This window comes from Spirosoma sp. SC4-14 (assembly GCF_037201965.1).
Lineage (GTDB): Bacteria > Bacteroidota > Bacteroidia > Cytophagales > Spirosomataceae > Spirosoma.
In genome coordinates, this window is the sequence record NZ_CP147518.1 from 3,177,786 (window position 1) to 3,191,479 (window position 13,694).

Here is a 13,694-nt window from a genome sequence, read left to right on the forward strand (position 1 = left end):
GTTCCGATTAGGTTAGCTTAGCGAACAAATCGTTTAGCCCTTCGCTCATGGAAGGATGAGTGTAGATCGTATCGCGCAATACGGTGTAATCGAATCCGGCACGCATGGCCAATTGAACCAGATTGATCAATTCGCTGGAGTTGGCACACAATAGCGTACATCCCAAAATCTGATTGGTATCCGCATCGACAATGGCTTTTAACAAACCCTCCGTTTCTTTTAAGACGTGAGCCCGCGTGATCGATGCGGCTGGTAAGGTAGCTACTTTGATACGATAGCCCTGCGCCAGTGCTTCGTGTTCGCGCAAACCCACATGGGAGAAAGGTGGACTGGTAAATAAGCTAAAGGCTACCTGGCTGCGATCTGTCAGCGTATGCGGCTTAAAGTTGAAGAACTGGCTCCGAATAATTCTGAAGTCGTCCAGGGAGATGTAGGTAAACTGAGGCCCTCCGTTCACATCGCCAATTGCCCAGATGTGCGGAATATTGGTCTGAAGATGGTCATTAACTTTTATATACCCTCTGGCGTCCTGTTCGACACCTGCTGCCGAAAGATTTAAGCCTTCGGTATAAGGTTGTCTGCCAGTGGCCACCAGAATGGCAGCAGCCGAAATTTCCTGCCGATTTTGTTCCTGTCCATGGTAAACAACCGTATCGTAACGGTCGTCGCCGGGGATAATTTCGTCGACCGTTACGGCTTGTTCAATTCGAATACCTTTACTTAAAAGAATGATCTGGACCGCATCGGCCATATCCCGATCTTCTTTTGGTAAGAAATGAATCGATCGATCCAGAATCGTGACCCTGGAACCATATTGGGCATACATACTGGCAAATTCCAGAGCAATGTAACCTCCGCCGATAATGACCAGCTCATCAGGGAGTTGCTTCTGTTGCATAAGGGTAGTACTGGTAAACACGCGCTGGCTATGCTGAAGACCCGGAATTGATGGAATAAGGGGTTTAGCACCGGTGTTGATAAAAATTCGCCCGGCTTCAATCAGAACTTCTTCTCCTGTATCCGTAAGCCGAACAGAAACCTGATGAGGAGACACGAAAGCGGCTTTGCCGGTAATTACTGTAGCATTGGGCGACTGGTCGACCATGTTGAAATTACGTTGCCGCAGAGTACCGATAAGTTGATCTTTTTCGCTGATGGCTTCTGCATATGGCTTACCCAGTTCGGCATCATGTATTAAGAATTTGGTTGGTATACAGGCAATGTTTATGCAGGTGCCTCCATACATGAATGGCGACTGTTCAACTAATGCCACGGTCCATCCCTGATTGGCCAGGTAAGCAGCCAGCGTCTTACCCCCTTTCCCAAAGCCAATGATCAGGGCATCATAAGCGCTATGAATTGATTTCATCATGTAAAACAGTAAAATTAACTACCTGCCAGCATGCCATTTGCGACTTGCTGCTGTTGGTAAAACGCTTGAGTAGATGGTAATAAAAATAAGGTGTTAGTCCATCGACTGACTGACACACGGGCAAATTACCGAAATAGTGTAGCAATCTCTAACCACTTTGCCTCAAATGGCTACCGATAATTGTTTCGTAGCGAGCTAATAAACTTTTTCCGGTAAGGCAGACCGATTATAGCCACTCAAAAGGCGCATTCTTTTTTTGATAAAATACCCGGCTTCCTGTTAGGCCTTTTCCTGTAACCAATATCAGGACGATGTGCCGACTGTTCTTTTGGGGTGGCATCTTGATTTGTGGACTGGTGCGTTCGCTTTTATCCGGAAAACACTAGTGTCCTATCGGATACAGAATTAGCCCTGTCCCTTTTCTTGTAAATTTGTTTAATTAGATTTGTGGTAACTACAATTGTAAAAAACAGTGGTTGTAGTTCTTGGAGGGCTCTTCGTTTTCTGGACGATTAGTTCGGTAATACATAGATCGAATACTTGTAGAAGAGCTACTAATGCAAGACATCAGGCATATTGGCTGGAATCTGTGGGGGAGTATCTGTTGGAAGGAAACTAGTAAAAAGAACCAGATTGTAACGTCTATACACAATACGACAACCGGGCTAAAAAAAGGCCTTCGGTCCATACCAATTGACCGGACTGTATGCGCTGTGCTATTCCTGTGTCTGTGCTTTTCCTATACGCGGGCGGGCTCACAGCCGATAGCCAAACAGGGAGTATTGGATTTAAGACAGGTGAATTTTTCGCGGCAGGATGCTGAATTGCGTGGCGAATGGAAATGGTACTGGAATCAATTACGCATTCCGGGCAATCCGGAGTCGCCTTTTGCGTATACTACATTTCCGCAGTTATGGACGGCCAGTGACTGGGGAAAAAAACGCCTGGGCAGTCAGGGGTTTGCTACGTATTCGCTTACCGTTCTATTGCCACAACGATCGGTACCGCTTATGCTGGAAGTGCCTGATCAGTATACAGCCTACCGATTATTTGTGAACGGTGAGATGGTGGCGCACGACGGCAATCCTGCCAGTACAGCCGATTCAACGACCGCCCATTGGTCAACACAACTGATCCAATTACCTGCCAGCAGCGATACACTCCAATTACTTTTGCAGATTGCCAATTTTCAGCACGCTAAAGGAGGTTCTGCGAAAGCCTTACGAATTGGTGAAGCCAGCCGGTTGCAAACCCGTCTGGAAGTGGCCCGTGCTTTGGATTTATTCCTGACAGGCTGCGTGTTCATGGCCGGGCTGTTTTTTATTGGTTTGTTTGGATTCAGCCAAACCGACCGGCCAATGCTGTATTTCGGTCTGTTTTGTTTAGTGTATAGTTATCGGATTATCGGAACCGACCTCTATGTGTTGCATACATTGATGCCTACTATTCCGTGGGCCTTGAGTCTCCGACTCGAATATGCTTCCTTATATCTGGCCGTAGCCTTGTTTGTTGTTTATACACAATCGCTGTATCCGAACGATACCGACCGACGGATCACCATTCCTATGGCCTGGATATGTCTGGCTTTTGTCAGTACGGTTCTAATCTTACCACCCCTGCTGTTTACACAGTTGATGGACCCATTTCTGGTGCTAATGGTGCTCTATATTGGCTATGCATTTTTTGTGTATTCGCTTGCCGCCCGGCGAAAACGACCCGGTGCCCAGTACTCATTACTGAGCACAGCCTTGTTGATGGTCGTTTTCAGCTTAATTCTGGGGCAGTATTTTGGCGTGGAGATACCCGATAAATTTATCCTGTTTGTTGGCTATGTCGGGTTCTTTTATCTGCAATCGCTGGTATTATCGTTCCGGTTTGCTCATGCACTGAATGAAGCCCGATTGACCGAAAAACAATTTCTGGCTAATATGAGCCACGAAATTCGAACTCCACTGAATGCAATTCTTGGGTTTTCCAGTTTGCTTGAAACAACGGCACTAACAGCAGAACAAAAAGAATTTAACCGGGATATAGGCACTGCCGGAAAAAACCTGCTAACGATTGTAAACGATATCCTCGACATTGCCAAAATCGAGTCGGGCATGCTTCCCCTGGAAACGATTCCGTTTAGTATTCCATCGCTGGTCGATTCAATCAAGACGATGCTTCTGCCGACGGCCAGCGACAAAAAGCTGGATCTTAGAACGGAAATAGCATCAACGATTCCGCCTGTTTTGCTGGGCGATCCAACCCGATTAACCCAGATATTACTGAATTTGCTCAGCAATGCAATCAAGTTTACCAAAGAAGGAAGTGTGCAGCTACGGATCGAGAACAGCCCGGAAGCTAATAACTCGGTACGGGTGCGTTTCATTGTCGAGGACACCGGCATTGGGATTGATAGCGATGTATTACCGCATATTTTTGAGCGTTTTCGGCAGGCCAACGATTCCACTACCCGTCAATATGGTGGTACCGGATTAGGACTGAGCATTGTTCGGTCGCTGGCGCAAATGCAGGGTGGCTGGGTAACGGTAACCAGTACGCCCGGAAAAGGCTCCTGCTTTACGGTCGAAATTCCGTATCGGATTGCGCAGGATGCTGTTGGTCAGCCAATAGGACAGCCATCTTCTTCGTGGGGGTTGGCTGAACATGAACTGCGAATATTGGTTGTTGAAGATAATCGGATGAATCAGAAGCTGATGCTGGGCGTATTGAAGCGGTTAGGCTATACGGCTCAAATTGCCGAAAATGGGCAGCAGGCCATCGACAAACTGATGCGGGAATCCTTTGATCTGGTATTAATGGATATTCAGATGCCCGTGATGGATGGTTATACGGCCACTCGCCATATACGAACTGTTCTTCAAATGCCAATTCCAATTATTGCCATGACAGCTCATGCGCTGGCTAGCGAACGGGAACAATGCCTTCGGGCAGGTATGAATGATTTCCTGTCGAAACCGTTTCTGCCTGACGATTTGCAACGATTGATCCAGAAATACGTTCCAGCTACGGTAAAGCCTGATAAACCCGTTGAGTCAGAACCCGCACCGTCCACACCTGCCAATCATTTTTCGGTTAACCCACTCCTGGAGTCTGTTGGCAACGATAAAGAACTGGCGCTGGAACTGCTGAACGTCTTTCTCGCCCAAACCCCAGATCAACTGGCTACCATACGAAGAGCACTGGTCGAAAATGATACGGAAACGATCGGGAAAATCGTGCACACGCAGAAGGCTGCCATTCAGATGCTTGGCTTGCAGGACATTTCGTTACAGATAAGCGAGCTGGAAGCCCACCTGGTTGTTGCGCAGCCCTTACCGAAACTTATACCGCTTGTCAGAAAGTATATGCAAAGTCTGAAAGCTGCAATGCCCATCATTCAGGCCGAAGTCGAGAGCATGACCAGACGGCCTCCCGTTTAGTAGTCCGGAATCATATCGACCATTGGTGCGTGTGTTGTTCGAGGTCGTCTTTTTTCGGTTCATCCCGTTGAAATGCTAGTTCAAACGGTTTACAAATGCAAAGTGCATTCTCGTTGCTCAATTTTGGGCTGTAAACAACAAGAAAAGCATAATAATAGGATGAACAATTTACTGCCTCTACTAGCGCTGCTGATTGTGCCCCTGGGTGTATCGGCACAAACCAAAACCTTGCAGCGTAAACCGGTGGTTTCGCAGGTTCGCAAAACTACTCAGCCAGTTCAAAGTACAACGACCCCAAAAGCAGGTAGCGTTTCCAGGGGGGCTGCACTTGCTGCCCCAACTACCGGTTCGGCTCAACAGGCTTCTGCAATGCCGGTTCAGCAATCGCCTGCGGTAACTCCGGCTCCAAAGCCTGTCACTGTTGTAGCCACCCCTCAACCTGCCCGGCCAGTGGCAATCTATCGCCAGTCAGAAAGCCGCTTTCGAATTGGGTTTCGGGTAGGAGGTAATTTCTCGACCATCGGAGGAGTCGATGCGTCGGCTATGGGTGAGGGTCTTACCCTGAAGCGCGTTGCTGGCTTCCACGGTGGTGTTGTCATGAATATTGGTGGACCATCATTTTCGGTTCAGCCCGAGCTTTTATACACACAATACGGAATTCGTATGGCATTCGGGGCCGACTATTTGCAGCTTAAATACAATCTGGTTGAAGTACCGGTACTGCTAAAAGCTTCTTTTGGACAACCTGAACTTCGGTTTTTTATTAATGCCGGGCCAGTAGGAGCCTACACCTTGAGCGGTTCTATTTCGGTTCGGGAAAGCGGTCAGTCGCAATCGCAGGTGATCGATATGACGGGCCAGGGCCGGTTTTCGTACGGAGCTGCGGGTGGAGCCGGTGTGGCAATGAAAATGGGAACGGGAACAATTCTGGTCGAAGGCCGCTATTCGTATTTGTTCTCAAGTAATGACGACGGAACCAGCCTGACGCCCCAGAATGCAATGCTTTCGGTAGGGTATCTGATTCCTTTATCGGGTCATTAGTATACAAACCCCTGTTTTTGTAAATACTATCCTTCATGTTAGTTTTGCCAAAACGAGGTATGTTTTAGAACAAACCTGTTTTTTAATGTAGATAGTGACAGAAAGTCCGGTTCGTGTTGAGGCCGGACTTTTTCTTTGAGGTTTAAGTATCGATGTAAAGGTCCTCGCTGGTTTTAAGAAACGTTTGAAAAGTTGATAAGTAGCCTAACGCCCGACTTTGTTTGAGGTCGGGTATTTTTGTTAACTGTTGATATAGTACATGATGCCAGAATCTGGACGCACATTCAGGAGTCAGTATCGCTATCGAAGAAATTCGGGACGAAGCGCCTTTCGTTAGCAACACAACAGGGAAGATCTGCGTAATTTGAAGTACGGTATCTGTTTATTCGGTTAAAACACTGAATCTATAGTGAAGAACATCTATCTTTTTTTGGTTTTTTTAGGCTTATCGACATCTGCATGGGCTCAGGAGGTTGTATTCGATACAAACTATTATGCTCCTCCGCCTGTGCGTCGGCGCGTTCTGACGGCCGACCCCGAAGATCGTAGGGCTAAAGGCCACATAGGGCGGACAAGTGGTGATCGGAAGGCCGATTATCTGGAACTCCATCGGTTAAAAGAAACGCAAACCTGGTATCTAAGCAGTGAGGGAGGATTTCGGACCGATTTGAGCACACTAACCAATTCATTTGATGGCCTGGTCCGTAGTACTAATCAGACTAAATTTGCCTGGAGTATCCTTACGGGCTATACTTTTCATAATGCCTGGGCTATTGAAACGGGCTATACGCATGCGCCGGTTCACCTGAATATTACGATTACAAACGACCCGAGCCCGTTTGTGTTCAACTACCAGAATAGCGGCTTTGGTATTCCGGTGCGTTTGAAACGCCGAATCGGTTTAGGAAAGAATGCCGCTAATGGAACAGGATTCTGGCTTACGGCAGGTGCCTGGCTCATACCCAATGGCGATGGGCAGACCGAAGAGCTGAAGTTTTCGGGATATAGTACTTATGCCCATAGCCATCGAATCGATACGCTTCATCTCAATGTGATTACCGGGACCGAGAAGCGAATATCGGGCGCTGCTGAATTGGGCGTCGACTATGCCACCCGCTTATCGTCGACCCTTGAACTGGGGTTTTATGTTCGTAAATATTGGGGACTTGGCAATGCACTTCGTTCCGATCTGACATATACCGTCAATACAACATCACAGCAACAATCGGCTATTACGGCGAACGGAACCGGATGGGGCTTTGGCATTTCACTGCGGTATATTTATGGGAAGCAATATGAGGTAAAAAGCCCCTAAAAATTTATTTATCAGGTAGTTATTTTTTAGAGTGTCGCTCTTGGGTAGGTTTGTCATTTGAAAGGAGGCCGCTTATGTTATTTTTGTTATCTGGCTCTTCTACTCTATATGCACCAAACGCTACTGCTTTGTTTAGGTCTGATGCTGGCTGTATCGCTCTTTGTGATGCTAGGGCAGCGTTTACGGATTTCGGCTCCCATTTTTTTAGTACTGAGCGGACTTGCCGTTAGTTTGGTTCCGGGCATTCCCCAAATAGCTATCGACCCGGAACTTATTTTTCTCATTTTTCTGCCCCCCCTGCTTTATGAAGCAGCCTGGTTTACATCCTGGAAGGAGTTCTGGCGCTGGCGACGGATCATTATTGTGCTGGCTTTTGGGCTGGTTATTGTAACGGCTTCGGCGGTTGCCTACATGTCGAGTGCATTTATTCCTGGGTTCACACTTGCGCTGGGTTATCTGCTGGGGGGCATCATTTCGCCCCCCGATGCCGTGGCGGCCACATCGGTGCTGAAAGGAATAAACGTATCCAAGCGATCCATTAGCATTCTGGAAGGGGAGAGTCTTGTTAATGATGCATCCAGTCTGGTTGTGTTTCGGTTTGCCCTGGCGGCTGTTTTGTCGGGTTCGTTTGTCTGGCAAACGGCAGCGGTCGACTTCATGCTGGTCACCTTCCTGGGAATTCTGGTCGGATTAGCCATTGCGGGTGTTTTTTATGTGATTCATCGCTATCTGTTCACAACAACCCGTGTCAGTATACTGCTGACATTTATGGCTCCTTATTTCATGTATCTGACGGCCGAGGAATTTCATGTTTCCGGAGTTATGGCCGTGGTGAGTGGAGGTCTTTTTCTGTCCAATCATAGCCATAAAATTCTGAACCACAGCGCCCGTATTCAGGGAACAGGAATGTGGGCCACGGTTGTGTTTGCGCTCAACGGGCTGGTATTTATTCTGATTGGGCTTGAATTGCCAGTTATTATCAGTGCGCTGGGTAATTATTCAAAAATGGATGCTGTTCTGTATGCGCTAATGATTACGTCGGTGGTTATTGTTACCCGTATGGCAGTTGTTCTGTTTTCATCTGTGTTTACAACGGTGATTGGCCGCTGGATTACGGTTGCCGATCGAAATCCAGGCTGGCGGGGACCCGTTATTGTGGGCTGGGCTGGTATGAGAGGGGTGGTATCGCTGGCATCGGCCTTGTCGATTCCATTGACATTGAACAACGGTCAGGCGTTTCCGCACCGGAATCTGATTCTGTTCATCACGTTTGTTGTGATTCTGGTTACGCTTGTTTTTCAGGGGCTAACCTTACCGTTTGTTATCCGAAAAATCAACTATAAAGACCCTGATAACCGACCCTCTGAAGAAGAACAGGAATCGGCCATTCGACTGAAATTACTGAAAGTTGCGCTTCATGAATTAGAAGAACGGTATGCCAGTGCTACCGAAACTAACGACCTGGTTCGTAATCTGAAGGACCGAATCAAAAGCGATGTTCGCCTGACAAAACATCATCTGGATTCGTTGGAATGCGATGGTAAGAAAATTGCCGAGTATAACCAGATTATGAATGAGATCATCGGTGTTAAACGGCGGGAACTACACCGGTTACGCAATCGCGAAGAGTTTGATGATGAGATCATTCGGAAGGAAGAAGCCCGAATTGATCTGGAGGAAGAAAAAATGAACCATCCCATTCATTAGAGGCATTGGCCGTTGCTGATTGCCTAAAAGAGAAAGACTCGATCGGTAAACCGATCGAGTCTTTCTCTTTTAGGATGGAATCCGTTAACCAAACGAATTGATGTGTTTCTGGAAGATAGCCTCATACTTGTTGGCCGCAGCCGTTTGTTTGGCATCCTTACAGGCTTCAATAATCGTTTGCAGAATATACAGGTCCGAATCAGGACTTCCGAACCGATTTCCCGTTTTGTCGTAGGTGAGGTTCTGATCGGCGCGGGTTGCCATCGTATCAGCTATCTGGAGGGCTTTTTTGTCATCACCAACCGTAAACAGGAACCGCACGTAATTCGACGAAATCTGGTCGTAAGGAATACTCTTGTCGGGAATCACCTTCAGCGAAAAGTCGAGTACCTGACGCGCTTTATCAATGTTGCCTTCGCGGATTAGCTGATCGGCCAACCGGAAGAACGCTATTCGGGCCGAGATAACTGGGGGACCTTTATAGGTTTCGTCGTAGTACACATCCGGATTGTCGAACTCACGCCAGAACGTCTTTTTCAGCATGTTGTTATACATGATGTCCGAATTGACATACCCATCTGTAGCGCCCGGAACCGCCACCGGCATCAGCCGGTAAGCATAGCCTTCCAACTGCATATAGTTCTTCAGACTCAGGTAGTTGTCGCTGGCCAGTGTGCTCGAAAAATAGATAGGACGCTTCCAGTTATTGGTCGCAATAATATCGAGCATGATCAGATCAGGCTTATACAGGTCTTTTTTTCCGATTGTCCACTGTAACGTATCTTTCAACATGGGCCGTAGCAGGGGTGGAACAAAGTTCGCTTTATCGATAGCGGCCTTGTCGATCGGCAGGAACAGAATAGAAGACGGCAGCACGTTGGTCATATCGCCACTGGTCAGTGGTACCTGAATGGCCGGATTGTTGGTTCGGATCAGGTTGATATACTGCTTCAGATCGATACCATCTTTCACGCCCGGTACTTCATAGAACGGCACAATATCATTTTTGCCCTTGTTGAAATTATCGAATTCCAGCGAAATCGGTAAGGCATCTGATTCATAGGTCTTGCGCTTCATTTGCTGGATGTACCACTCCGTTCCGAGCAGACTCAGGTTACAAACGCGCACATCGCGACGGAATCCTTCAACTTCCTGAACATACCAGAGCGGGAAAGTATCATTATCGCCACCCGTAAACAGAACGGCATTCGGCGCACAGGAATTCAGCAGATTTTTGGCAAAGTCGACCGATTGGTAGCGGTGATTTCGATTGTGGTTATCCCAGCTTTTGGCGCCCATCATCACCGGTACCAGCAGGCACAAACCAACCACCAGACCATTGCGGAGCTTGTCTGCTTTCAGATAGGCTTGCAACCCTTCGGCAATGGACATGACCCCCAGCCCCATCCAGATGGCGAAGAAATAGAACGACCCAACGTAGATGTAGTCGCGCTCGCGCGGTTCGGATGGTGGCGAGTTAAGGAAAACCTGAAGGGCAATACCTGTGAAGAGGAAGAGCAGACCAACAATCAGCAGATCGCGACGACGACGGAAATACTGGAATGCGATCCCAAACAGACCCAGCATGAAAGGCAGCATGTAGAAATTATCGCGGGCTTTGTTATGAACCAGCAAATCGGGAGCGTTCTGATTGGTCGACCAGGGCAATAGATAACCTGCGCCTTCTTCGTCGCTTTCACGCCCGGCAAAGTTCCACATCAGATAGCGCCACCACATATGCCCCAACTGATAGCTGAACAAAAACTTGATATTATCGCCCATTGTTGGCTTCTGCCCTTCGGCCAGCCCCAGCATCTGACGGTATAGTTGTGGGTGATTCTGCTGGCTGCTATACACCCTTGGAAACAGCATTTCGTCGCCAGGAGCGTATACATATTCGGGCTGATAATCGAAAATAACGTATTTGTTGCCTTCTTTTTTCCAGATCGGCGCGCCCTGTTTCTGATCGATGGGTCGTGATGTGAATACCGGACCATACAGCAGCGACCGGCTGCCATATTGTTCGCGTTTTAGATACGACAGGAAGTTCAGCGCATCACTTGGATTGTTTTCGTTAATTGGCGGGTTAAAATCGGCCCGTACCAGCACCTGCATATACGATGCATAACCGATCAGAACAAAAGCCAGTGCCAGCAGCGATGTGTTGAGGACAGGACGCTTTTGCCGAACCGACCAGATAATTCCGTACGTAACGGCCCCTAGAAACACGATGACGAAGAATATCATGCCCGAGTTAAACGGCAACCCAAAGGAGTTGACAAACAGCCGCTCGAAGAAGAAAGCCATGCTGGGCAGGCCAGGGATGATACCGGAGTTAATAATACCCAGAATGGCCATGCCGATTGCAAAAGCCGTTGCACCACCCCAGAAGGTTGGTTTGGGGTATTTTTTGAAGTAATAAATCAGGGCAAGGGCGGGTAGCGTAACCAGGTTCAGCAAGTGAACACCGATCGACAGACCCGTAAGGTAGGCAATGAGGATCAGCCAGCGATTGGCCGCGGCTTCATCGTCGATACGTTCCCATTTGAAGGCTGCCCATACGACAATGGCCGTAAAGAACGACGACATTCCATATACCTCAGCTTCAACCGCCGAAAACCAGAATGTATCGGAAAACGTGTAGGCCAGAGCACCTACCGCACTGGAGCCAAGAATCAGCAGTGTATCGGCGGTTGTGTATTCATTTTCGGGTTTGCCCAGTACTTTTTGTGCCAGCATGGTGATAGTCCAGAACAGAAACACAATGGTAAAGGCACTGGCCAGTACGGATGCCATGTTGATCCAGTAGGCTACAGATGTCAGATTGCCGAACGACATCATGGAAAAAATTCGTCCCAGGAGCAGGAAGAAAGGGGCACCAGGAGGGTGCGGTACCTGAAGTTTAAACGAACACGCAATGAATTCGCCACAGTCCCAGAAACTGGCCGTTCGTTCGACGGTCATCGCATAGGTAATCAGCGCGACGACGAAAGTTAGCCAGCCCGTGAGCGTGTTCAGGCGTTTGAATGATTGCATACAAATGGAGATTAACGAACTGCTTTTGTGTAAGTAGCAGCCAAAAATACGTAAAAAGTAGCCTGGGGAGTCTGGATAGGCTGTTAAAGTTTGTTAAGGTTACAATTGTTTTGCTATGATTCCGAGTCGTTTTTATAGCACTAGTCATAAAACGATGACGTATCTACTTCTATCATTTCGGCATCGGCTATAAACAATTCCTGCGTTTCGTTATGCTTCAGGATAATCCCAAATGATAGTGGAAATGAGTCGCTCTTTTTAGCAACTAAATCTGCCCGGTAATCACCAACTTTTTCCTCTCTGACTACCTGATACCCCTTGGCCCGATAATCATCCATCAACTGGTCAATGGCTATATCATGCAGGTAGTTTTGCAAGTACTGTTGTTTAATTTCCATTTCTGGCCAGATTTAGTCGGATTGTATCTGTTGTGAAGTTACCACATTCAGCGTAAAGGACGTGCTCTTCGGTTTCTAAAACCTCCAGCAAAGTATTGATGATGCCGCCCGGTAACCCCGAAAAATCGAGAACTGCCAAGTCATTGACTAACAGGTCGAAACTACCGGCTATGCGCATTTTAACCTGACTATCATCGTCAAATAATAGTCCTTTCAACGTATCCCAAACTGGCTTACTCAAATTGTCGGCATCAATGCCAATATCCCGCCGAAAGAAATGATAAACTAGCCCATATAGATCCGTTGAAAGGGGGGAATGTTGCGGGCAGCTAGCCTGAAAAGCGGTGACCAGTCGCTTCTGATAGCTCAACTTTTTTGTACTCTTATAGGCTTTAGGTTTGGTGTTAACGACGAAGCAATACACAGATTTGATAATCTGTACTAAGATTTCTCTACACATACACCTCCCCCCGGGCGGCTTTCAGCGTATTTTGCATCAGCGAACAGATCGTCATTAAACCAACTCCACCCGGTACGGGCGTAATGAAGCTCGTTTTCGGCGCTACTTCCGCAAATTTGACGTCGCCTTTGAGCGAAAAGCCGCTTTTTTTACTGGCATCCGGTACCCGCTCCAGACCAACATCGATCACAACCGCTCCTTCTTTTACCATATCGGCGGTGATGAATTCAGGACGGCCCAGGGCTGCAACAAGAATGTCGGCAGAGCGGCAGATTTCGGCCAGATTCTGAGTCCGGCTATGGGTGAGCGTGACGGTACAGTTGCCCGGATAGGTGTTGCGCTGCATCAGAATCGACATCGGAAGGCCAACAATCTGGCTACGACCTACCACCACACAATGCTTACCCGATGTTTCGATGTTATAGCGTTTTATCATTTCGAGAACGCCTTGTGGCGTAGCCGAAATGTAGGCTGGTAGGCTTTTGGCCATGCGCCCAATATTGATTGGGTGGAAGCCATCCACATCTTTGGCCGGATTGATGGTTTCCATCACCCGGTCGGGGTTAATGTGATCGGGTAGCGGAAGTTGTACAATTAGCCCGTCCATGTCGGGGTTATCGTTGATTTCCCGAACCTTGGCAAGCAGTTCGTCTTCAGAAACCGACGGATCGAAGCGGAATAGGGTCGAGTGCATCCCCACTTCTTCGCAGTTTTTCATTTTGGAGGCTACATAGGTTTCTGAGGCTCCGTTGTTGCCAACCAGAATCGCAACCAGATGGGGAATTTTGCCGCCCTGCTCGCGTATTTGCGCGACTTCTGCCGCGATTTCCTGTTTGATTTGTGCCGAAAGGACTTTACCGTCAAGGAGTTGCATAAATATCGTTATAATCTTCGTACTTTCTTTGTTGACGTCGTGTCGGGAACAATTCTGAAAAAG

9 protein-coding genes are annotated in these 13,694 nt (G+C 47.8%); 4 read left to right on the forward strand and 5 right to left on the reverse strand.

All coding sequences use genetic code 11. The annotated features are described in order from the left end of the window. Positions 1 to 7: 7 nt before the first annotated feature. Positions 8 to 1,372 (reverse strand): FAD-dependent oxidoreductase, encoded by a 1,365-nt coding sequence (locus WBJ53_RS12765; RefSeq protein ID WP_338876511.1) that lies wholly within the window; start codon positions 1,370 to 1,372, stop codon positions 8 to 10. Between the two features lie 557 nt (positions 1,373 to 1,929). Between WBJ53_RS12765 and WBJ53_RS12770 the strand changes: the two genes are divergently transcribed. From WBJ53_RS12770 to WBJ53_RS12785, 4 genes are all read left to right on the forward strand, one after another. Next, on the forward strand, positions 1,930 to 4,800 hold the full coding sequence (locus tag WBJ53_RS12770; RefSeq protein WP_338876512.1) for an ATP-binding protein: 2,871 nt from the start codon (positions 1,930 to 1,932) through the stop codon (positions 4,798 to 4,800). Between the two features lie 159 nt (positions 4,801 to 4,959). Next, positions 4,960 to 5,841 (forward strand): porin family protein, encoded by an 882-nt coding sequence (locus WBJ53_RS12775; protein ID WP_338876513.1) that lies wholly within the window; start codon positions 4,960 to 4,962, stop codon positions 5,839 to 5,841. Between the two features lie 409 nt (positions 5,842 to 6,250). Next, complete coding sequence (locus tag WBJ53_RS12780; protein ID WP_338876514.1) at positions 6,251 to 7,156, forward strand: hypothetical protein; 906 nt, start codon at positions 6,251 to 6,253, stop codon at positions 7,154 to 7,156. 108 nt (positions 7,157 to 7,264) lie between these two features. Next, entirely contained in the window at positions 7,265 to 8,863 is a 1,599-nt protein-coding gene (locus tag WBJ53_RS12785; protein ID WP_338876515.1) for a Na+/H+ antiporter, read from the forward strand. A gap of 84 nt (positions 8,864 to 8,947) precedes the next feature. Here WBJ53_RS12785 and WBJ53_RS12790 read toward each other — a convergent pair whose 3' ends face one another. The 4 genes from WBJ53_RS12790 to WBJ53_RS12805 all read right to left on the reverse strand — a co-directional run bounded on the left by WBJ53_RS12790 (position 8,948) and on the right by WBJ53_RS12805 (position 13,631). Continuing rightward, positions 8,948 to 11,899 carry a DUF2723 domain-containing protein gene (locus WBJ53_RS12790; protein ID WP_338876516.1) on the reverse strand — a complete coding sequence of 984 codons (2,952 nt, stop codon included), beginning with the start codon at positions 11,897 to 11,899 and terminating at the stop codon, positions 8,948 to 8,950. 140 nt (positions 11,900 to 12,039) lie between these two features. Then, entirely contained in the window at positions 12,040 to 12,297 is a 258-nt protein-coding gene (locus WBJ53_RS12795; RefSeq protein ID WP_338876517.1) for a hypothetical protein, read from the reverse strand. Next, positions 12,287 to 12,667, reverse strand: a complete 381-nt coding sequence (locus WBJ53_RS12800; RefSeq protein ID WP_338876519.1) for a RusA family crossover junction endodeoxyribonuclease — start codon at positions 12,665 to 12,667, stop codon at positions 12,287 to 12,289. The genes WBJ53_RS12795 and WBJ53_RS12800 overlap by 11 nt, the downstream gene beginning before the upstream one ends. 82 nt (positions 12,668 to 12,749) lie before the next feature. Beyond that, positions 12,750 to 13,631, reverse strand: a complete 882-nt coding sequence (locus WBJ53_RS12805; RefSeq protein ID WP_338876520.1) for a tetrahydrofolate dehydrogenase/cyclohydrolase catalytic domain-containing protein — start codon at positions 13,629 to 13,631, stop codon at positions 12,750 to 12,752. Positions 13,632 to 13,694: the final 63 nt, after the last annotated feature.